Here is a 19,246-nt window from a genome sequence, read left to right as displayed (position 1 = left end):
CGCCATGACCGCCTTTGTCCTTCCCGTCCCGCCAACGCCTTCTGTCGCCATTGCGGGTTCCGGCGAACGCTTTGCCGTGCGGCGCATCTTCTGCGTCGGCCGCAATTATGCGGCGCATGCGCGCGAATTCGGCAATGACGAGCGCGATCCGCCTTTCTTCTTCACCAAGCCGGCCGACGCGGTGGTCGATTCCGGCACTCATATCCCCTATCCACCGCTGACCGAAAATCTCCACTTCGAGATCGAGCTGGTGGTGGCGATCGGTACATCGGGCTTTCGCATTTCCCGCGACAAGGCGCTGGACCATGTCTGGGGCTATGGCGTCGGCATCGACCTCACCCGCCGCGATCTGCAGGATGCCGCCAAGAAGGCGGCGCGGCCCTGGGACTGGTCGAAGGCGTTCGACCGTTCCGCGCCTTGCGGCCCGCTGTTTGCCGCGCGGAAATCCGGGCACCCGGCGAAGGGCCGTATCTGGCTCGCCATCGACGGCGCGGTGAAACAAGATGCGAACCTCGCCGAGCTGATTTGGCCGATCGCCGATATCGTCTCGATCTGCAGCCAAGGCGTGGAATTGCAGGCCGGGGACCTGATCTTCACCGGCACGCCGGCCGGTGTCGGCGCGGTCAAGCCGGGTGAAACGATATCAGGCGGCGTCGACGGCATCGGCACGATCGAAGTGACCATCGGCCAGCCGAAGTCATGAGCAAGATTGTCCTGCACAACTACTTCCGCTCCTCCACCTCGCACCGGGTGCGGATCGCCCTGGAGATGAAGGGGCTGAGCTACAATTATGTCCCGCATCATCTGCGCCATGGCGAGCATCTGGAACCATCCTATCTCGCGGTCAATCCGCAGGGGCTGGTGCCGGCGCTGATCTGGAGCGACGGCATGCTCCTGACGCAATCGCTGGGGATCATCGAATTTCTCGACGAGACCATACCTGAACCCCCGCTATTGCCGAAAGACCCGCCCAGCCGGGCACGGGTGAGAATGCTGGCGCAGATCATCGCCTGCGACATCCACCCGGTGAACAATCTGCGCGTGCTGACCTCGCTGCGCACGCTGTTCGGCGCCGGCGACCAGGATGTCGCCAACTGGTTCCGGCATTGGGTCAATGAGGGTTTTGCGCCGCTCGAGCAATTGCTGACGGCTTCGCCCGAAACCGGCGCATTCTGTCACGGCGACACGCCGGGGCTGGCCGACATCTGCCTTGCCGCGCAAGTCACCAGCAACGCCCGCTTTGGCGTCGATATGATGCCCTACCCGACAATCGCGCGCATCAACGCCGCCTGCATGGCGCTAGCCGCCTTCCAGAAAGCCGCGCCACAGAACCAGATCGATGCCGAATAGAGAAGCCACCGATGCCGACGAGGCAAAGGCGCTGGCCGATATCGAGTATGGCTGCCTCTACGTGCTGGAGGAAGATGACGAACCGCCATTCGCCTCCTCCGTTGGCATCGCGGAATCGATTTCCGCTTGAACGGTCAAGGAATCGGCTATCGTTTCCCCGTGCAGTCTCAAGGGTGGAGTGACCGATGAAAGCCGTCGTCTTCGAGAAATTCGGCGAAGCGCCGACGATCCAGACCGTGCCCGATCCGAAGCCGGCTGCCGATGGCGTTGTCATCAAGGTCGAGGCTACCGGGCTATGCCGCAGCGACTGGCACGGCTGGATGGGCCATGATGCCGATATTCGCCTGCCGCATGTACCGGGCCACGAACTGGCGGGAATCGTCGTCGCCGCCGGCAAGCACGTCACCCGCTGGAAGGCGGGCGAACGCGTCACCGTGCCGTTCGCCGTCGGTTGCGGCCGCTGCTTCGAATGCACATCAGGCAATCACCAGGTTTGCGAACATCAGTCGCAGCCGGGCTTCAACGCCTGGGGCTCATTCGCCGAATATGTCGCCATCGAATATGCCGACACCAATCTCGTGCGGCTGCCCGACGAAATGGAATTCGCCACCGCCGCCAGCCTCGGCTGCCGCTTCGTCACGTCGTTCCGCGCCATCGTCGACCAGGGCCGGGTGACGCCGGGCGAATGGGTGGCGGTGCATGGCTGCGGCGGCGTCGGCCTGTCGGCGATCATGATCGCCAGTTCGATGGGCGCCAATGTCATCGCCATCGATCTCACCGAGGAGAAACTGGACTTCGCCAAAAAGATCGGTGCCGTGGCGACCATCAACGCCTCCACGACGCCGAACGTCGTCAAGGCGGTCAAGCAGATCACCAATGGCGGTGCCCACATGTCGATGGACGCACTCGGCCACCCCACGACGTCCTTCAACTCAATCGCCAACCTGCGCCGGCGCGGCCGTCACGTACAGGTCGGCCTGATGCTGGGCGAGCACGCCCGCCCGCAAGTGCCGATGGACAAGGTGATCGCCTTCGAGCTCGAAATCCTCGGCAGTCACGGCATGCAGGCCTATCGCTACCCCGCGATGATGGAGATGATCCGCCACGGCAAGCTGAAGCCCGAATTGCTGGTCGGCAAGAAGATCAGCCTCGACGAGGCGCCAGCAGCCTTGATGGCGATGGGCGGTTTCGAGGGCATCGGCATCGGCGTGGTGACGAAGTTCTAAGGTCGAGACTCAATCACAGCCCGAACGCTATTATGGCAGCGAGGGTGAGCCCGATCCTCTTGGAGAGAGTGTATGATCGCGACAGACCGGTTGAAGCTCAGGGCCTGGCGAGAGGCGGATAAGCCCCTATTGGGCGTTATCCACGCCGATCCGGAGGTGATGCAGTTCCTCGGCGGCATGAAGACCGCCTCTGAGACCAGCGACATCGTCGAACAACTGATGCGGCTTTCCGAAGTCGGCGAGCCGATTTTCTGGGCCGCCGAGCGTATCGGCGACGGAGCGTTGCTCGGCGCGGTCGGCCTGCACCGCCTCGGGACCGATTTCCCTTTCGGCCCGGCCCTGGAGGTGGGCTGGCGGCTTGCTCGCGACCATTGGGGCAAGGGTTATGCGACCGAAGCCGCTCGCGCCGCCCTCGACTATGCATTCGGCAGCCTGGATGCGCCGCGCGTCTACTCATTCACCGCATTGGCGAACACGCGGTCCGAAGCCGTCATGCAGCGGTTGGGGATGAAGAAAATCGAGGGCGGGGAATTCGCTCACCCTGACCTGCTGCCGACCGATCCGAGCTCAATGCACATGCTGTATGTCGCCGAAAGGATGGTGCCGCAGTCGGGTACCTAGAGCTTAAACTCGTTCAGAGCCAAAAGGCGGTGAAAGCGAAGCAACAATCGGATGGCCGCTAGGCCATGCTCGACAAGAAAGCGCCGCTGGTACTTCATCGATAATGTCGCATTTGAGCGCCAGCTCGGCGCATCTCATGGCGACTCTCCAACTACGCTCGGTACAACTTATTGGGTCAGTGACTTAAGGAGAGTTTGCATGCGTGGTCATTGCTTATGCGGCGCTATTGCTTTTGAAGTCGATGGGCCGGCGCAAGCATGCGTGGTCTGTCATTGTGAAAGTTGTCGGCGGCAATGTTCCGCGCCGATGACCACCTACATTGGCGTCTTGGACGGCCACTGGCGATGGTTGGGCAAGCCACCGAAGGTATTCAACTCTTCACCCGGTGTGGAAAGAACATTTTGCGATCACTGTGGCTCGCCGCTGTCCTTCCGCTCAACGAACATGTCCGGTGTCATGCATTTTTTTGCAGCGGGGATGGAGGAGCCGGAAAAATTTGCACCCACGCTGCATGTCGCTTTTGAGGAGAAACTCCCTTGGTTGAAACTCGCCGACGGCCTGCCGACACGGGTTGGGCCTAACTATACGAAAAACTAGTCAGGGTCGGCATCATCACTATGCAGTCGCACGCCGCGGCAAATCCCGCTTGGCGAATTTCTTCGCGCCGAACACGCAGGTCACCACGCCCAGCGTGACGACGATCATCATTGGGCTGACCTGCTCGTGCAGCAGCGTCGCCGCCAATGCGAGCCCGAAAAACGGCTGCAGAAGCTGCAACTGCCCCACCGCTGCAATACCGCCTTGCGCCAGGCCGCGATACCAGAAGACGAAGCCGATCAGCATGCTGAACAGCGAGACGTAGCCAAGACCGATCCAGGCATTGGAGCCGACGCTGGCGAAGGATGGCGGCAGGGTCGCAAACGTCAGCACCAGCATGATCGGCAGGGACAGCACCAGCGCCCAGCAGATCACTTGCCAGCCGCCGAGCTTGCGCGACAGTGCGGCACCCTCGGCGTAGCCCAGGCCGCAAGCGATGATGGCCGCAAGCATCAGCCCATCGCCGACCGGCGAAGCCGTCACGCCTTGCGCAAGTGCAAAACCCGCCACCAGCGCACTGCCGAGGCATGAGAACAGCCAGAAGGCCGGCCGGGGCCGTTCACCGCCGCGCAACACACCGAAGATCGCAGTCGCCAGCGGCAGCAGGCCGACAAAGATGATGGAGTGGGCCGAGGTGACATGCTTCAGCGCCAATGCCGTCAGCAAGGGAAAGCCGACCACCACGCCAAGAGCAACAATGACGAGCGACAGCAAGTCATGACGCCCAGGGCGTTCCTCGCGGAATGCAAGTAGCAGCGCCAGACCAAGCAGGCCGGCTATGACCGCGCGGGCCGATGTCAGGAATATCGGATCGAGATCCATCACCGCCACGCGCGTCGCCGGCAATGAACCGCTGAAGATCAGCACGCCGATAAATCCGTTCACCCAGCCGCTCGCCGTCTTGTCCATCGCAGGCTCCATTGCTTTCACCCTCTATCGGGCGGACGCCCATGGTGCGGCCAGAGACAATGGGGTACAATTCGATGAAACTGTAATGGAGGATTGAGCAGTACGGATGACAGACCTTACTTTGGAACCCGACAGCGCGCGCACCCTTGTGGAAAGCGTCATGGCGACCATCCGACAGCGGATCGCAGCGCGCAGCCTGACACCGGGAACCCGATTGCCGTCGATCCGTGCCTTCGCGAAGTCCATGCAGGTGTCCAAATCCACCGTCGTCGAAGCCTATGAGCGGCTCGCCGCCGAAGGCGCGATCCGCTCCCGGCCGGGTTCCGGTTTTTATGCCGCCGGCTCGCTGGCGCCGCTGTCCCTAGCCGAGATCGGCCCCCGGCTCGATCGTGCCGTCGATCCGCTCTGGGTTTCGCGCCAGTCGCTGGAGGCTGGCGAGGAGGTCCTGAAACCCGGCTGCGGCTGGCTGCCGGCATCATGGATGCCCCAGACCGGGCTGCGCCGGGCACTGCGTACGGTCGCGCGAGCCGACGATGTCGCGCTTGCCGATTACGGCACGCCGCTCGGGCTGCCGCCGCTGCGGCAATTGCTGGCGCGGCGCATGGCCGGGCACGGCATCGAAGTTTCCCCCGAACAGATCATGCTGACTGAATCGGGAACCCAGGCCATCGACCTGCTCTGCCGGTTCCTGATCGAGCCCGGCGACACGGTGCTGGTCGACGACCCCTGCTATTTCAATTTCCACGCTTTGCTGCGTGCCCACCGCGCCAAGGTCGTCAGCATTCCCTACACACCATCGGGACCGGACATCGAACTGTTCGCACAGGCGCTGGCCGAACACCGGCCGCGCCTCTACATCACCAACTCCGCCATCCACAATCCGACCGGCGCGATCTTGTCTCCGGTCACCGCGCACCGTTTGCTCAAGCTTGCCGATCAGTCGGACCTGACCATCGTCGAGGATGACATCTTCGCCGATTTCGAGCACACCCCTGCCCCAAGGCTGGCGGCGTTCGATGGCCTCAGTCGCGTCGTCCAGATCGGCAGTTTCTCCAAGACGCTGTCGGCGTCGGTCCGCTGCGGCTTCATCGCCGCGCCCCGAGATTGGATCGAGCGCCTAGCCGACCTCAAGATCGCCACGACTTTCGGCGGCGGACGGCTGGCGGCCGAACTTGTGCTGACGCTGCTGAAGGACGGCAGCTACCGCAAACATATGGATCTGCTGCGCACCAAGCTTGCGCGCGCCATGGTTGAAACCAGCGCCCGACTGAAAGCGATCGGCATCATGCCCTGGATCGAGCAGCCGGCCGGCCTGTTCCTGTGGTGCGGCCTGCCGGACGGGGTGGACGCCGCCGAAATCGCCCGCCGCGCCCTGGCCGACAACATCGTGCTGGCACCCGGCAATGCGTTCAGCCTGTCGCAGTCCGCCAGTCGCTTCCTACGCTTCAACGTCGCCCAGTGCGCGGACGAGCGGATTTTCAAGGCGCTCGAAACGGCGATGGCTCGCTGATTTGGCACGAAATCGTCAGTGCTTCGAACAAACCGCGCGCACGCACTCACGCAACCAGCGTTGTGCCGGATCGGCATCGAGGCGCGGATGCCAGAGCATGGAGATGGTAACGTCCAAGGTGGCGACCGGCAGGGGAAAACTGTGCATGCCGGCGCGCGCTCCTGTCGTATGTCGCTCCGGCACGCTGGCGATCAGGTCCGAGGCTCGGGCCATGGCAAGTGCCGCCGAAAAGCCCGAGACCATGCACACCACCGTCCGCCGCAAGCCAAACCCATTCAGCGCTTCGTCGATCGGCCCCTTCTCGCGGCCGCGCCGCGAAACACTAATGTGCCGGCCGGCCGCATAGCGCTCGGGCGTCACCTTGCCCTCGCTCAGGGGATGGCCTGATCGAACAGCGCCGATGAAACGGTCGCGAAACAGCGCCTGGATGCGCACTTCGGGTCCGGTCTCGCCGGCAACGCCAATTTCTAGGTCAATCGCCGCTTCGCGCAGCGACATCGCATCCTTATCGGACTTCGGCGCAAAACGCAGCCGCACCCCTGGCGCATCGGCCTCGATGCGGGCGACGAGACGGGGCGCGAACTCCTCGACGAAGCTTTCGTTGGTGCGCAATGTGAAGATCCGGTCCAGACTCCGGGGGTCAAGCAACTCGGCAGGGCGCAGGAGCACTTCCGCGTCCTGGACGACACGGCCGACTTGTGACCGCAATTCCTCCGCACGCGGCGTCGCCACCAGACCGCGCCCGGCGCGCACCAGCAGAGGATCGCCCGTTGCCTCGCGCAGCCGCGCCAGCGTTCGGCTCATCGCCGAGGGGCTGAGGCGCAGACGGCGCGCCGCGCGCGCCACACTGCCCTCGGCCAGCAGGACATCGAGGGCAAACAGCAGATTGAGATCGGGTGATGTCATCGGTCTATCCTAGCATGATATGGCGTTTGACGCACGGATAAGATGCAAATGCTGCACCTTCCGCCATACCAGCCACAAGACTAGATCTCCGACAGCTCCGCTTCGGGAGCAGACAGAAGGAGATCGCCTTGGCACTCGCTGAGCAAAATCGGGAACTGATATCGGCGCCGCAACAGGCCCGGTCCACCGGCCTGGCGCTGACGAGCCTGTCGCTCGCCACGCTGCTATCGTCCTTGGGAACCAGCATCGCCAGCGTCGGGCTGCCCTCGCTCATGCAGGCTTTCGATGCATCGTTCCAGTCCGTGCAATGGGTGGTTCTCGCCTATCTGCTCGCCATCACGACACTGATCGTCGGCGCCGGGCGGCTGGCCGACATGTTCGGGCGCCGGCCGTTGCTGCTCGGCGGCATCGCGCTGTTCACGCTGGCATCGGCGCTCTGCGGCCTGGCACCGACGCTCTGGCTGCTGATCACGGCACGCGCCATGCAGGGGCTTGGCGCCGCGCTGATGATGGCGCTGACGTTGGCCTTCGTCGCGGAAACCGTGAGCAAGGAGCGAACCGGCAGCGCCATGGGCCTGCTCGGCGCCATGTCCGCGATCGGCACGACGCTCGGGCCTTCGCTTGGTGGCTTTTTGATCGCTGGCCCTGGCTGGCGGGCTATCTTTCTGGTCAATGTCCCGCTGGGCCTTCTGACCTTCGCTCTCGCCTGGCGTGCCCTGCCGGCGCGCAGCGGGACAATGGAGGTCGCTCGAGGCACGTTTGACGTCACGGGCACCGCCCTGCTGGCCCTTACCTTGGGCGCCTATGCCCTGGCATTGACGCTTGGCAGAGGCAATTTCGGCATGCCCAATTTGGGCCTGCTGGTCGTGGCCGGTGTCGGCGTTATCGTGTTCGCCATTGCGCAGGCGAAGGCGAAGGTGCCCCTTGTCCAACTCGCCCGCTTCCGCGACCCACGGCTGAGCGCCGGCCTTGCCATGAGTCTCATCGTCGCGACGGTGATGATGGCAACCCTCGTGGTTGCTCCGTTCTATCTGTCGCGCGGGCTCGGATTGGATGCCGCGATGGTCGGAATGGCGCTTTCGACCGGGCCGCTTGTCTCGACCCTGTCGGCGCTGTTGGCCGGCCGCCTGACCGATCGCCTCGGCGCCCACGCGATGATGGTCGCCGGCCTGGCCTGCCTCGCCACGGGGACGTTCCTCCTGTCGCTTGCCCTGACCAAGTTCGGCATTGCCAGCTATGTCGTTCCAATCACCGTCACATGCTTCGGCTACGCCCTGTTCCAGACCTCCAACAACGCGAACGTCATGGGCGGTGGAAGCGCAAACGAACGTGGCGTCGTTTCCGGTCTGCTCAACCTGTCGCGCAATCTCGGCCTCATCACCGGCGCATCGTTGATGGGCGCCATATTCGCGATTGCATCGGCCGGTACGCGGCAAGGAACAGGTCAGGACGTCCTGAGTTCCGCTTCGGCCGCCCGGGGCATGCAGGTCACCTTTCAGACGGCAGCGGCCTTAGCGCTGGTTGCGCTGTTGCTCGCGCTAATCTCACTACGCTTTGCCGGCCGTACCCGGCCCGGGATTGCGTGACCTGTTTGGCCGGCGTAGGGCGTCCCAAAGGACCGCCGTTCAGGCCCCTGCCCGTCTGCGGCGCTCATAGAGCATGACCAGCGTTTCAGCCATCAGCGCCGGCTTTTCCTCCCCTTCGATCTCGACCGTATTGGCTGCCTTCATCAGATACTGGCCCGGGCCTCTGTCTTCCATGGAAAGCAGCGTTGTGCGCAGGCGAATGCGTGCGCCGACCTTGACCGGCGCCAGGAAACGCACCTTGTCGAAACCGTAATTGAAGGCGGCCTGCGTATTCTCGGGAACGATCCCCATGTCGAGGGCCAACGCGCCGATGATCGACAACGTCAGATAGCCATGCGCGATCGTGGTGCGGAACGGGCTTTGCCGCCGCGCCCGTTCAGGATCGACGTGGATCCATTGATGGTCGCCGGTACAGTCGGCGAACTGGTTGATACGGTTCTGGTCGACCGTGGTCCATTCCGAGACGCCGAGCTCCTGTCCGGACATCGTTCTCAGCTGCTCGTAGCTAGGCGGCGTTTTAGGCCGTACTTCCGTCATTCCTGCTTTCCCGATCGCTTCCAAAGCTTCCGGACCACGAACCGGCGGCCTCTGTCAATTCATCCTGCGCAAATCCGTTCCGGCGGAGTCGAGCTCACTCGTGCCATGCATTGCCACGCGATGGCAGGCCGAATTCGGATTTTCCAACCTTCCAGGCTGCCGGGAGCTTATGCTGTGGCGCTAATACAACTATGCGCAAGGTTGCGGAATCGCGAACCGGCGTGCTTGGCCGAGGACGGAACGACAGCCGATGAGAACCTACTTCTGCCCGTAACCGGCGCGGACCTCCTCCATCGCTTCCTTGATGCGCGCGCGCAGGATATCGATCGATTCGGTGCCTGATTTCCTTGCCAGTTCAGCCACTTCACCGGCGTTCTTGAGCGCCGCCTCGAAGGATTTTCTGGCAAATTCCGTCTGCTTGGCCATGAGCTCCTGCGGATTGCCCGGTGCGCGGTAGCTCTGCGCCATGTCGGCGACTTCCCGCAGCGTGTCCTGCAGCATTTCGCGCTGCCTCGACAACAGCGAGGATGCCCCGGCCGCACTGGTCCGTGCCGCCTTCTCCAGCGCTTCCAGATTCTTGCGATGGTGCGCAAGAATCGCCTCGACATCGACGTTGGGCACCTTGAGGTCACGGCCGAATCTGCCGAACATCTCCATGAAGGAATCGGATTCCGGTTGCCTGGCCATGCTTGTCTTCTCCCCTGTTGCCGCGGGTGCGGACGCCCTCGACTGGAGAATAGCACTCGAATGCCGTGTGTCCATTTCGAACGCACGCCTGGCGGTCGATACGGATCAATTGACCGGGAGCAGCAACTCGATCGTATAGAGCACGATGCCGGCCAGCCCGCCGATGATCATGCCGTTGAAGCGGATATATTGCAGGTCCCTGCCGATGTTCATCTCGATCAGGCGCGTCAGTTGCGCCAGATCCCAGCGCTTGACCTGGTCGGCGATGAATTTCGATACGCCGCTCTTCTGGCTCTCGACGAAAGAGGCCAGCGCAACCACGAATCCTCCGTTCATGTCGGCCCGGATCTGCGCATCGCCGGCAAGATGGCGGCCGACCTCGACGAACATGTTGGCGAGATGCTCCCGGATCACCGAATTCGGCGCCTTGGCATCCTGCTCGATGAACAGGCTGAGGCTCTCCCACATGTCGCCGGCCAGCGCCCTGACTTCGGGTCTGGCGAGGAAATCGCGCTTCATTTTCTCCGCTCGCTTGGCATATTGCTTGGACGTGCGCAGCCGCTCGACGAAGCCTAGCGCGAAACGGTCGAATTCGGCGCGCATCGGGTGGTCGGGATCGGCACGCACCTCGTCCAGCAGGGAGCCCGCCGAGGCGACGATCTTCTTCAGGAGATAGGCGTCGGCGCGGAACAGGTTGAACAGCGACGGCAATTCCTCACGGATCTTGTCGCGCATCGTCGCCAGCGCCTGTTCGTCGTTGAGAAACCGGCCGATGACCTTGATGAACTCGTCGAACAGCTTTTGGTGGCGGCGATCGTCGGTGAGCGCCGACAAGAGTTCGGCGGCCAGCGGCGCCAGCGGCACCTTTTCGATCTGTTCGAGCATGCGGCTGGTGACGAAACCGCGCAGGCCGGATTGTTCGACGGCGGCAAGCGTCTGCGGCACAAGCCGCACGACGAAGCGCGACAGGTCGGCGGCGCGCTCGGCATCGGCCAGCCAGTCGGCGACGAGTGCCGAAAAATCGACCTCGGCGAGTTTTTCACGCACCGGCTCCGGCGCCAGGAAATTGACCTCGATGAAACGGCCGAGATTGTCGGCGATACGATCCTGGTTTTCCGGGATGATGGCGGTGTGGGGAATGGGCAGCCCAAGCGGCCGTTTGAACAGCGCCACCACCGCGTACCAGTCGGCAAGGCCGCCGATGGTTGCCGCCTCGGCGAAGGCGGCGACGAAGCCGAGCCACGGATAGCTGCTCTGGAAGGACTTGGCCAGGGCAAAGACCAGCACGCAGAGCGCCAGTGCCGCCGTGGCGACGAACTTTGTCCGCCGCAGCGCGGAAAGCTTGGCGCCCGCGTCGGCATCGAACCGCACTGGCGCCAGGGACTGGTCCGATTGAGCCATGGATGGGCCGCTCCTCGTCGATCTCAGCCTATTTAGTGTTTCGACCGCCAGAATGCCCGTGACAGCGATTACCCCCGGGGTCTCACCTGGTCAGGCACATAAAGTTGACGAGAATGTTCAGCTATAACTCGAAGCTAGTCTGGAATTATTCCAAGGTATAGGCCATATTCCGTCGAAGCCAGTGTGGAGACTCCGAAAATCCGGATGAAGCCGCGCCAGCAAGTCTACACTCTGGCATGGTTGCACCGTGCCAGCGCTTTGTGAGGATGAAATGCGGCTTACCCGCCAAACCAACTACGCCATGCGCATCCTGATGTATTGTGCCGCCAACAATGAACGGTTGAGCCGCATCCCGGAGATCGCGGCCGCCTATTCGGTGTCGGAACTGTTCCTGTTCAAGATCCTGCAGCCTTTGGTCGAGAACGGCTTGGTCGAGACTGTCCGCGGCCGGAACGGAGGGGTACGGCTCGGCCGTGCCGCCGAAGCGATAAGCCTGTTCGACGTTGTGCGCGTGACCGAGGAAAGCTTTGCCATGGCGGAGTGCTTCGAGAACGACGCGGCCGAATGCCCGCTCGTCGACAGCTGCGCGTTGAATTCGGCGCTGCGCGAGGCGCTCAACGCCTTCTTCGCCGTGCTTGCCCGCTACACGATCGCCGACCTGGTGGCGGCGCGGCCGAATGTGCGCAACCTGCTCGGCATCGATCTGTTGATGGAGCGCCGCGCGCCGGCAGCTTGATCCCTGTCGCGTCGTGGGAGGTCGGCTGAATATCAGCTGACCGACGATTGCGGGAGCACGAACGGCATGTCGCTAGCCGGCAGCACGCCGACCTTGAGCCGGCAATCGAACACCTTTTCGATCAGCTCATCGCTTAGCACCTCCCGCGGCGAGCCGGTCGCGGCCAGCCGGCCGCGATGCATCACGAAGATGCGGTCGGCATACATGGCCGTCAGATTGAGGTCGTGCAGGATCGCGACCACGCCCCCGCCTCTTCTGGCGAAATCGCGGGCGATGTTCATGATGATCAGCTGATGCTTGATGTCGAGGCTGGAAACCGGTTCGTCGAGGAAGAGATAGCGCGGCCTGCCGTCGAGCACTGGCGCCCAGACCTGGCACAGCACGCGCGCAAGCTGGACGCGCTGCTGCTCACCACCCGAAAGTTCCTGGTAGAAACGCCCGGAAAAGCCATCGAGATCGACCCGCGCCAGCGCCCGCTCCGGCAGGCGTTCGTTCTCGCCGGGCAGCACCCCCGCGCGGCCACCGACCAGGCCAAGCCTGACGATCTCGCGCACCGTGAAGGGAAAGGACAAGGTCGTTGCCTGAGGCAACACCGCTCGCACCGTCGCAGCCTCGACCGGCTTCATCATCGACAGCTCGCGACCGTTGATGACGATCCGTCCGGTATGGGCGAGATCCCCCGACATCGCCTTGAGAAAGGTCGTCTTGCCCGAGCCGTTGGGACCGACGATGGCCGAGATTTCACCCGGCCCGACTTCGAAATCGACATCAACGACAATACGCTTCTTGCCGATCGCCACAGAAACATCGCGCGCTTCGATCATGAAACACTCCAACAGGGTCCCAACTCACAGGTCGATCACGCCGCGCTTGCGCAACAGGATCCACAGGAAGAGCGGCGCGCCAGCGACGGCGGTGACGATACCGATCGGCAATTCGGCCGGCGCCACGATGGTGCGGGCGACGGCATCGGCGAGCAGCAATAGCGAGGCGCCGAGCAGCGCCGAGGCCGGCAGCAGGTAACGATTGTCCGGGCCGATCAGCAGGCGCAACAGATGCGGCACCACGATGCCGACGAAACCGATGCCGCCGCTGACGGCGACGGACGCCCCGACCGCCGCCGAGACACCAATGATGGCTGTGTATTTCAGCCGCTGCACCGGTATGCCGAGATGGCCGGCGGTGGCCTCGCCGAGCGCCAGCGCATTGAGGCCGCGGGCCAGGAATGGCATCGCCGCCAGCGCCAAGATGATGATGGGCCCTAGGGAAGCGATCTTGGCCCATGTCGCACCACCGAGCGATCCCAGTGACCAGAAGGTCAGGTCGCGCAACTGGCGATCGTCGGCCATGAATATGAGGATTCCGGTCAGCGCCATGGCAAGTGCCGCCAGGGCTATGCCGGCGAGCAGCATGGTGGCGACCGAGGTTTGCCCGCGTCGCGTGGCGACCTCATAAAGCACCAGTGTGGTGGCGAGGCCGCCGAAAAACGCCGCAAGCGGCAGCGCGAGCGTTCCGAGCAATGCGGTCGCCGGTACGAGCACGGTCCCGCCGAGCACGATGACGGCCACCGCGCCAAGGCTGGAGCCGGCTGAAACCCCAATCAGGCCGGGATCGGCGAGCGGATTGCGGAACAGCCCTTGCATGACGGCGCCGGAAACCGCGAGCGCCGCGCCCACCAGCATGCCGAGGATGACGCGCGGCAGGCGGATTTCGTAGACGATCAGACTGTCACGCGCGTTGAGGGCCGCATCGCCAGGGACGGTGCCAAAGAGCCAATCCCTGATGACGTTCACGGCGGATGCGTCCGACGCCCCGGATGTGAGCGAAAGCAAGACGGCGATCGCCAGGCCCAGGCACAGCAAGAGGATGACGGCACGGGCGCGACCGGAACGATCGCCTTCGGATGCACCCATCGCCTTCACTGGACCGGCGATCGACTGGTCGGCCATGATGCTCAGTCCGTGACCTGTGCGCCATAAAGCGACACGGCGAGGTCGTGGATGGCGTCGGCCGTGCGTGGCCCGAAGCCGAGCAGATAGGCGCCATCGATGCGGATCAGCTTGCGCGCGGTGCCGGCCGGCGTCGAGGCTATGGATGGATTGCCGAACACTTCGTCGTCCGACACCGGCGGCCCGGCATTGCTCATCATCAGGATCACGTCCGGCCTGGCGGTGACGATCGCTTCGTCGGACATCTGCTTGTAACCGGAAAAGCCTTCCACCGCATTGACCCCGCCCGCCAGCTTGACCATGCCGTTGGCCGCGGTTTCGCTGCCGGCCGCCATGATCTTGCCGCCCTGCATCGAGAGCACGAACAGGACGCGCTTGCGCTCCTTGATCGATTCTGTCTGCTTTTTAGCGGCCGTGAGTTTGGCATCGAGCGCCTTGGCCAGCACCTCCGCCTTGGCCTCGACCCCGAGCGCCTTGCCGACAATGCGGACCTTCTGGAGGATGCCTTCGTGGTTGTACTGCTCGGGCACTTCGATGAAGGGAATGCTCGTCTTCTTCAGCACGTCGACGGCTCCCTTGGGGCCGCTGCCCTGCAATGCCAGTATGGCTGTCGGATTGACCGACAAGACGCCTTCCGGCGACAGCTGGCGCATGTAGCCGACATCGGGCAATTCGAGTGCCGCTTTCGGATAGAGGCTGCTGGAATCGCGCGCTACGAGACGCTTTTCCTCGCCAAGCGCATAGACGATTTCGGTGATTGAACCGCCAATGGCGGCGATCTTCGAAGGGTCGGCGAAGACCGAAACGCCTTCGGTGGCGCCGGCTGGTTGCATTGCCGCGAAAGCCAGGGAAAGGCCGATCGCGGAACCGATGATCGATCCGCGCAGGGCGGATGGTCTCGAAACAGAACGCATTGCACTTTCCTCAGGCTGCCGTCGGGCTTGGAATGCGCGGCAGGTGCTCGGCCAGGAAACGCCAGTCGTCGCGTTCGCCCTCGCCTTCATGGCGCTTACCGAAGAACTGGATAATCATGTCACCATTGGCGGCATAGACCTCGAGCGAGGTGACATGGCCGTCCTTGGTCGGCTTGCGCACCGCCCAGACCTCATGGATGTGGTCGATTCGCAGGTGCAGATGAAAGGCCTCGTCCAGCACATTGATCCACGGTCCCATCGTCTTGATCGACTTGACCGGGCCGGAATGGATCTGGATGCAGCCGCGGTTGCCCACGAAGCACATGATCGGCATCTCGCCTTCGGCGGCGTGATGGAACATGGCCCGGACCGCGTCATTGTCGAGCAGCCAGGCATAGTCCTGGCCGATCATGCGCACCGCCTGGCGGCGGCTGAGCTTCAACGTCTTCAGCATGCCGAAGAACTGGTGCACGTCCGTCAGCTGGCTCCAGCGGTCACGCAGATCGTCCAGGCTTGCGGTCCCTGCCTCGCTTTCCACATCGAGAACGGGCCGTGAAACGGCGGTTGTCGGCTCCTGGTTCGACGATTCCAGTGAGGCGACCAGCTTCTGGTAGGCATAGAGGCTGGAGGCCGGGCGCAGATGCACCTTGTGCACCGCCTCGCCGGCCGCATCGAAGAACTGCAGGCTGCGGCGGATGTCGTCGCCGTCCCGCTTCTCCACGGCGAAGCCATGCGCCCAGACTTTCGGGAAGATGCGCAGGTCGATGTTCTCGCCAAGCACCATGGCATTGTGGTTGCCGGTGACGGCCTTGTCATAGACCCCGATCTTCTCGTGCACCGCACTTTCGTTGCGGGTCAGCGCCATGACCTCGCCAACGGCCTCGAGACCGATCAGGAGGTCGTTGACGCGCGGTTCGATGCGGACGGCGCCGTCGCCGCAATGCGCGGCGACCAGCTCGGCCTCCGAAATGCCGAGCTGGGCGGCAAGATCACGCTCGCGCGTTTTCGGATTCTCGGTCCGTGCCCGCCGGATTTCATGCGGAGCGGGTTTTACGCGCTGGTCCATGTCTTTACCCCTGGTGCCTTGCCTTACTTGTTGAGAATGAGCTTGCCCTGGCGGGTGATCTTCAGCCGGTAGAGCGCTCCATGATGTTCGATGCCGATCTCGTGCTCGCCCTGAAACAGCGTGTTGCTGGACAGCGTTCGCACCGCCAGCGGAATCCGATCGAAACGGGCGGAGGCATCGTCCGAACGGCGGACGCGATAGCGAAAATCGTTGGGATTGTGCGTGTTCATCTGGGTCGATCCCTTTCCTGTGCCGGGCATCTGGCTAGGCGTTGCGAAATTGCCGATTCATTTCTTGACTCGAATAATCATGTTTACTAGTCAGTGCAATACCGGACTAAATGAGTCAACATTTAAGATGCCGGATACGATCGAAAATGCCAGCAAGCCCCGGGCCAGCCAGCATGGAACCTGGAATTTGGAGTTGGGGCATGGGGTTGATGAATTGGGAATGGCGCGGCCGGTCGAAGGCGAACCGTGCAATGGCTTTGCTTGCAAGCGTGGCGGCGATCGCCCTATCCGCGCCATCGGCGCACGCGCAACAGGCAACGCAGCCGGCGAGCGAGCAGACCAGTCAATCGAAAAAGACTGATCAGGAAAAAGCAGCTCCCTCGGGCGCGACGCTACTCGACAAGATCCTGGTGCTCAGCCGCACCGGCGAAACAGCGATCGAATCGCTGGCTTCGGCCAGCCACGTCGACCAGGAGCAACTCGACCGCCGCATGGCGACGACGCCAAACGAAATGCTGCTCGGCGTACCAGGTGTCGCCGCGCAGGCCGACGCCAGGCGCGTCAGCACCAGCATCAACATCCGAGGCCTGCAGGATTTCGGCCGCGTCGCTGTAATCGTCGATGGCGCGCGCCAGAATTTCCAGCGTTCCGACCACGGCACCCAGTCGACCTTCTACATCGATCCCGAACTGGTCAAATCCCTCGACGTGATCCGCGGTCCGGTCGCCAACACCTATGGTTCTGGCGCCATTGGCGGCGTCGTCTTCTTCGATACCAAGGATGCGCTGGATTTCCTCAACCCTGACGAAACCTGGGCAGGCTCCGTTACTGGACGCTACGAAAGCAACGGCAAGGGCTGGACATCAAGCGCATCCGGCGCCTATCGGATCAATCAGAACTGGGACGTGCTGGGCAACATCGTCTACCGCGACTACGACAACTACAAGGACGGCGACGGCGACACCGTCAACGGCACTGGTTTCGACGTGCTGAGCGGCCTGCTCAAGACCACCATCCGGCCGACCGAGAACAGTGAACTGAAGCTTGGCTGGGTCGGCTCTAGCGATGGCTGGAACGAGACCAGCGGCGGCCTCTCTGTGAATGATGTCGACCTGAAGTCGAACACCTTCACGGCCCGCTACAACATCACGGACGAAGACAAGAGCTGGCTCGATCTCCACATCAACACCTCCTACAACAAGACCAATCTCGACCTGACCAGTCTTGTGCCGCAGAACCGCGTCGATCCGGTGACCGGTCTTCCCGTGATGCTGCCGACAGGATCGCGGTCGACATTCGATGTCGGCACGACCGGCATCGATATCTGGAACACGTCACGGTTCGAGACGAGCGGCATCGCGCATGAACTGACCTATGGCGGTGACTGGGTCGGCGACAGCGTCAAGACGGGCGGCGCTGCCGGCGGCGACAGTTTCTACACCCCTTCTGGCAAGCGGAATGTGTCGGGCGCCTACGTCCAAGACAAGCTCAGCTGGGACTGGCTCGAAGTCATCGCCGGCCTGCGCTACGACAGCTATAGCCTGAAGGATGACACGCACGATATTTTCGGCGACAGGCTATCGCCGCGCGTCACGGTCGGTGTCTCGCCGTTCGAGAGCGCCGGGCTTGCCGGCCTGCAATTCTACGGCACCTACGCGGAAGGCTATCGCTCGCCGTCGATCACGGAAACGCTGATCAGCGGCAACCATCCGGCTGGCGTCAGCTTCCCGTTCCTGCCCAATCCAAATCTGCGGCCTGAAACCGGCAAGACGACCGAGTTCGGCGTCAACTACAAGCAGAACGACATCTTCGAGGCTGGCGACGCACTCCGTATCAAGGCGGCCTATTTCAACAACGATGTCGACGACTATATCGACGGCGTAACGCTGTCGCCGTTCGCTCCAGGCAGCGGCTGCCCCTTCGGCCCCGGCATCCCGATCTGCTTCCAGTACCAGAATTTCGCCAAGGCCAAGATCGACGGCCTCGAGCTGGAAGGTGTCTACGACGCGGCATGGGGCTATGCCGGCCTCTCGGCTACGATCACAAATGGCCACACGGTTTCCTACAAGGGTGTGGAAGCCGACCTCGCCACCATTCCTTCCTCTCAGGTCACCGCTCAGCTCGGCTTGCGCTTCCTCGAGGACAAGCTGACCGTCGGCGGCGAGGTACAGTATAACGGCAAGCCGAAGGGCAATGCGGTGGCCACGGACTACATACTGGTCAACGCGTTCGCCAGCTATCAGGCGACCGACAATCTGAAAGTCGATTTCCGTGCCGACAACCTGTTCGACGTCAAATACGCCAACCCGCTGAACGGTGGCACGACGGTCGCTGTCCATGAACCGGGCATCACGCTGAAGCTGGCCGCAACCATGCGATTTGGAGGCTGAGCACGACGAGCTTGACGACATCCCTTCGTCTGCTGACCTCGACGCTGGCGATGTCGCTTGCGATCGTTCCGGCGTGGGCTGAACAGTCCGCGCCGGTCCTGATCCTCGAACTCAATGCCGCGCAAGCTTCCGACAAGGGCTGCCGGCTGACCTTCCTGGTCAACAACAATCTCGGCGCCGACCTCACCAAGGCGGCGTTCGAGATCGCCCTGTTCAACGAGGCCGGGGTGGTCGACCGGCTGACGGTGCTCGACTTCAAGGATTTGCCATCGGGCAAGACAAAGGTGACGCGCTTTGACCTGGCCGGCACCGACTGCATCAAGGTCAGCCGTGTGCTGATCAACAGCGCGACGGAATGCGCCGGCACGGGCCTCGAACCGGCCGCCTGCTTGCGCAAGCTGAAGACGGACACCAGGACCGGAGTTGCTTTCGGCGTCTGATGTGGGACCAGAACTGCTGTTCGAGCCAGCCTATCTTGATTTGACAATGGCGCCTGGGCCGCTGCATTTTCCGCCGCGCGACATGCAGGAAATCAGTTCCTTCCCCACTGCCGGCGACGAGTTGGCCATCGTGCCGGCCGAGCCGCTTGCCCAGACGGGCCGCCTGCCGGCACCGGCAAATGGCCGGCTGC

General features: G+C 63.0%; 22 protein-coding genes. 12 read left to right on the top strand and 10 right to left on the bottom strand.

The annotated features are described in order from the left end of the window. Positions 1-4: 4 nt before the first annotated feature. The 6 genes from FJ960_RS00320 to FJ960_RS00295 all read left to right on the top strand — a co-directional run bounded on the left by FJ960_RS00320 (position 5) and on the right by FJ960_RS00295 (position 3,794). On the top strand, positions 5-703 hold the full coding sequence (locus FJ960_RS00320) for a fumarylacetoacetate hydrolase family protein (RefSeq protein ID WP_140711397.1): 699 nt from the start codon (positions 5-7) through the stop codon (positions 701-703). Then, positions 700-1,350, top strand: a complete 651-nt coding sequence (gene maiA / locus FJ960_RS00315) for a maleylacetoacetate isomerase (protein WP_140711396.1) — start codon at positions 700-702, stop codon at positions 1,348-1,350. The genes FJ960_RS00320 and maiA overlap by 4 nt, the downstream gene beginning before the upstream one ends. Then, complete coding sequence (locus tag FJ960_RS00310) at positions 1,340-1,480, top strand: hypothetical protein (protein ID WP_181167482.1); 141 nt, start codon at positions 1,340-1,342, stop codon at positions 1,478-1,480. The genes maiA and FJ960_RS00310 overlap by 11 nt, the downstream gene beginning before the upstream one ends. Before the next feature lie 55 nt (positions 1,481-1,535). Continuing rightward, the gene (locus FJ960_RS00305) at positions 1,536-2,576 is read left to right on the top strand and encodes a zinc-dependent alcohol dehydrogenase family protein (protein WP_140502716.1); all 1,041 of its coding nucleotides are present in this window, start codon (positions 1,536-1,538) and stop codon (positions 2,574-2,576) included. A 72-nt stretch (positions 2,577-2,648) separates the two neighbouring features. Beyond that, positions 2,649-3,197 carry a GNAT family N-acetyltransferase gene (locus FJ960_RS00300; protein WP_140711395.1) on the top strand — a complete coding sequence of 183 codons (549 nt, stop codon included), beginning with the start codon at positions 2,649-2,651 and terminating at the stop codon, positions 3,195-3,197. A 51-nt stretch (positions 3,198-3,248) separates the two neighbouring features. Continuing rightward, the gene (locus FJ960_RS00295) at positions 3,249-3,794 is read left to right on the top strand and encodes a GFA family protein (RefSeq protein WP_348642343.1); all 546 of its coding nucleotides are present in this window, start codon (positions 3,249-3,251) and stop codon (positions 3,792-3,794) included. An 18-nt stretch (positions 3,795-3,812) separates the two neighbouring features. Here the strand turns inward: FJ960_RS00295 and FJ960_RS00290 are convergent, their stop codons facing one another. Then, on the bottom strand, positions 3,813-4,703 hold the full coding sequence (locus FJ960_RS00290) for a DMT family transporter (protein WP_140711393.1): 891 nt from the start codon (positions 4,701-4,703) through the stop codon (positions 3,813-3,815). 106 nt (positions 4,704-4,809) lie between these two features. Here FJ960_RS00290 and FJ960_RS00285 point away from each other — a divergent pair, with 106 nt between their 5' ends. Continuing rightward, positions 4,810-6,213 carry a PLP-dependent aminotransferase family protein gene (locus FJ960_RS00285; RefSeq protein ID WP_140711392.1) on the top strand — a complete coding sequence of 468 codons (1,404 nt, stop codon included), beginning with the start codon at positions 4,810-4,812 and terminating at the stop codon, positions 6,211-6,213. A 15-nt stretch (positions 6,214-6,228) separates the two neighbouring features. On the opposite strand, the gene FJ960_RS00280 is transcribed toward FJ960_RS00285, so the two are convergent. After that, on the bottom strand, positions 6,229-7,119 hold the full coding sequence (locus tag FJ960_RS00280) for a LysR family transcriptional regulator (RefSeq protein ID WP_140711391.1): 891 nt from the start codon (positions 7,117-7,119) through the stop codon (positions 6,229-6,231). 128 nt (positions 7,120-7,247) lie between these two features. Here FJ960_RS00280 and FJ960_RS00275 point away from each other — a divergent pair, with 128 nt between their 5' ends. Then, positions 7,248-8,705, top strand: coding sequence for an MFS transporter (locus FJ960_RS00275; protein ID WP_140711390.1), 1,458 nt, complete (start codon positions 7,248-7,250; stop codon positions 8,703-8,705). 39 nt (positions 8,706-8,744) lie between these two features. Here FJ960_RS00275 and FJ960_RS00270 read toward each other — a convergent pair whose 3' ends face one another. From FJ960_RS00270 to FJ960_RS00260, 3 genes are all read right to left on the bottom strand, one after another. Continuing rightward, positions 8,745-9,242, bottom strand: coding sequence for a MaoC family dehydratase (locus tag FJ960_RS00270; protein WP_140502708.1), 498 nt, complete (start codon positions 9,240-9,242; stop codon positions 8,745-8,747). A gap of 258 nt (positions 9,243-9,500) precedes the next feature. Beyond that, on the bottom strand, positions 9,501-9,929 hold the full coding sequence (locus FJ960_RS00265) for a phasin family protein (RefSeq protein ID WP_140711389.1): 429 nt from the start codon (positions 9,927-9,929) through the stop codon (positions 9,501-9,503). A 105-nt stretch (positions 9,930-10,034) separates the two neighbouring features. Continuing rightward, positions 10,035-11,330: a DUF445 domain-containing protein gene (locus FJ960_RS00260; protein WP_140711388.1), complete on the bottom strand. Its 1,296-nt coding sequence runs from the start codon at positions 11,328-11,330 to the stop codon at positions 10,035-10,037. A gap of 271 nt (positions 11,331-11,601) precedes the next feature. On the opposite strand from FJ960_RS00260, the gene rirA reads away from it, so the two are divergent. Next, positions 11,602-12,066 carry an iron-responsive transcriptional regulator RirA gene (gene rirA, locus FJ960_RS00255; RefSeq protein ID WP_027144053.1) on the top strand — a complete coding sequence of 155 codons (465 nt, stop codon included), beginning with the start codon at positions 11,602-11,604 and terminating at the stop codon, positions 12,064-12,066. 32 nt (positions 12,067-12,098) lie between these two features. Here the strand turns inward: rirA and FJ960_RS00250 are convergent, their stop codons facing one another. The 5 genes from FJ960_RS00250 to hemP are packed head-to-tail and all read right to left on the bottom strand — an operon-like array spanning position 12,099 to position 16,225. Next, the gene (locus FJ960_RS00250) at positions 12,099-12,890 is read right to left on the bottom strand and encodes a heme ABC transporter ATP-binding protein (RefSeq protein WP_140711387.1); all 792 of its coding nucleotides are present in this window, start codon (positions 12,888-12,890) and stop codon (positions 12,099-12,101) included. A 24-nt stretch (positions 12,891-12,914) separates the two neighbouring features. Further along, complete coding sequence (locus tag FJ960_RS00245; protein ID WP_140711386.1) at positions 12,915-14,015, bottom strand: iron ABC transporter permease; 1,101 nt, start codon at positions 14,013-14,015, stop codon at positions 12,915-12,917. 5 nt (positions 14,016-14,020) lie between these two features. Beyond that, positions 14,021-14,929: a hemin ABC transporter substrate-binding protein gene (locus FJ960_RS00240; RefSeq protein WP_140711385.1), complete on the bottom strand. Its 909-nt coding sequence runs from the start codon at positions 14,927-14,929 to the stop codon at positions 14,021-14,023. A gap of 10 nt (positions 14,930-14,939) precedes the next feature. Then, complete coding sequence (locus FJ960_RS00235) at positions 14,940-15,995, bottom strand: hemin-degrading factor (RefSeq protein WP_140711384.1); 1,056 nt, start codon at positions 15,993-15,995, stop codon at positions 14,940-14,942. 23 nt (positions 15,996-16,018) lie between these two features. Beyond that, positions 16,019-16,225, bottom strand: a complete 207-nt coding sequence (gene hemP / locus FJ960_RS00230) for a hemin uptake protein HemP (protein WP_027051401.1) — start codon at positions 16,223-16,225, stop codon at positions 16,019-16,021. On the opposite strand from hemP, the gene FJ960_RS29720 reads away from it, so the two are divergent. From FJ960_RS29720 to FJ960_RS00220, 3 genes are read left to right on the top strand one after another with little or no spacing between them, the layout of a single operon-like run. Continuing rightward, positions 16,218-16,586, top strand: coding sequence for a hypothetical protein (locus FJ960_RS29720; protein WP_246672565.1), 369 nt, complete (start codon positions 16,218-16,220; stop codon positions 16,584-16,586). The genes hemP and FJ960_RS29720 overlap by 8 nt on opposite strands. After that, positions 16,477-18,615 carry a TonB-dependent hemoglobin/transferrin/lactoferrin family receptor gene (locus FJ960_RS00225; RefSeq protein ID WP_246672564.1) on the top strand — a complete coding sequence of 713 codons (2,139 nt, stop codon included), beginning with the start codon at positions 16,477-16,479 and terminating at the stop codon, positions 18,613-18,615. Before FJ960_RS29720 ends, FJ960_RS00225 begins: the two co-directional genes overlap by 110 nt. A gap of 50 nt (positions 18,616-18,665) precedes the next feature. Next, entirely contained in the window at positions 18,666-19,055 is a 390-nt protein-coding gene (locus FJ960_RS00220) for a hypothetical protein (RefSeq protein ID WP_140711847.1), read from the top strand. Positions 19,056-19,246: the final 191 nt, after the last annotated feature.

This window comes from Mesorhizobium sp. B2-3-11, from assembly GCF_006442215.1.
GTDB lineage: Bacteria > Pseudomonadota > Alphaproteobacteria > Rhizobiales > Rhizobiaceae > Mesorhizobium > Mesorhizobium salmacidum.
The sequence above is the reverse complement of the archived record's forward strand: the minus strand, read 5'-3'. Positions and strand labels throughout refer to the sequence as shown.

Excerpts from the sequence above, each read along its gene's own strand:
- FJ960_RS00320 (WP_140711397.1), top strand. The coding sequence starts at position 5 with ATGACCGCCTTTGTCCTTCCCGTCCCGCCAACGCCTTCTGTCGCCATT.
- maiA (WP_140711396.1), top strand. The coding sequence starts at position 700 with ATGAGCAAGATTGTCCTGCACAACTACTTCCGCTCCTCCACCTCGCAC.
- FJ960_RS00310 (WP_181167482.1), top strand. The coding sequence starts at position 1,340 with ATGCCGAATAGAGAAGCCACCGATGCCGACGAGGCAAAGGCGCTGGCC.
- FJ960_RS00305 (WP_140502716.1), top strand. The coding sequence starts at position 1,536 with ATGAAAGCCGTCGTCTTCGAGAAATTCGGCGAAGCGCCGACGATCCAG.
- FJ960_RS00300 (WP_140711395.1), top strand. The coding sequence starts at position 2,649 with ATGATCGCGACAGACCGGTTGAAGCTCAGGGCCTGGCGAGAGGCGGAT.
- FJ960_RS00295 (WP_348642343.1), top strand. The coding sequence starts at position 3,249 with ATGGCCGCTAGGCCATGCTCGACAAGAAAGCGCCGCTGGTACTTCATC.
- FJ960_RS00290 (WP_140711393.1), bottom strand. The coding sequence starts at position 4,703 with ATGGACAAGACGGCGAGCGGCTGGGTGAACGGATTTATCGGCGTGCTG.
- FJ960_RS00285 (WP_140711392.1), top strand. The coding sequence starts at position 4,810 with ATGACAGACCTTACTTTGGAACCCGACAGCGCGCGCACCCTTGTGGAA.
- FJ960_RS00280 (WP_140711391.1), bottom strand. The coding sequence starts at position 7,119 with ATGACATCACCCGATCTCAATCTGCTGTTTGCCCTCGATGTCCTGCTG.
- FJ960_RS00270 (WP_140502708.1), bottom strand. The coding sequence starts at position 9,242 with ATGACGGAAGTACGGCCTAAAACGCCGCCTAGCTACGAGCAGCTGAGA.
- FJ960_RS00265 (WP_140711389.1), bottom strand. The coding sequence starts at position 9,929 with ATGGCCAGGCAACCGGAATCCGATTCCTTCATGGAGATGTTCGGCAGA.
- FJ960_RS00260 (WP_140711388.1), bottom strand. The coding sequence starts at position 11,330 with ATGGCTCAATCGGACCAGTCCCTGGCGCCAGTGCGGTTCGATGCCGAC.
- rirA (WP_027144053.1), top strand. The coding sequence starts at position 11,602 with ATGCGGCTTACCCGCCAAACCAACTACGCCATGCGCATCCTGATGTAT.
- FJ960_RS00250 (WP_140711387.1), bottom strand. The coding sequence starts at position 12,890 with ATGATCGAAGCGCGCGATGTTTCTGTGGCGATCGGCAAGAAGCGTATT.
- FJ960_RS00245 (WP_140711386.1), bottom strand. The coding sequence starts at position 14,015 with ATGGCCGACCAGTCGATCGCCGGTCCAGTGAAGGCGATGGGTGCATCC.
- FJ960_RS00240 (WP_140711385.1), bottom strand. The coding sequence starts at position 14,929 with ATGCGTTCTGTTTCGAGACCATCCGCCCTGCGCGGATCGATCATCGGT.
- FJ960_RS00235 (WP_140711384.1), bottom strand. The coding sequence starts at position 15,995 with ATGGACCAGCGCGTAAAACCCGCTCCGCATGAAATCCGGCGGGCACGG.
- hemP (WP_027051401.1), bottom strand. The coding sequence starts at position 16,225 with ATGAACACGCACAATCCCAACGATTTTCGCTATCGCGTCCGCCGTTCG.
- FJ960_RS00225 (WP_246672564.1), top strand. The coding sequence starts at position 16,477 with ATGGCTTTGCTTGCAAGCGTGGCGGCGATCGCCCTATCCGCGCCATCG.
- FJ960_RS00220 (WP_140711847.1), top strand. The coding sequence starts at position 18,666 with ATGTCGCTTGCGATCGTTCCGGCGTGGGCTGAACAGTCCGCGCCGGTC.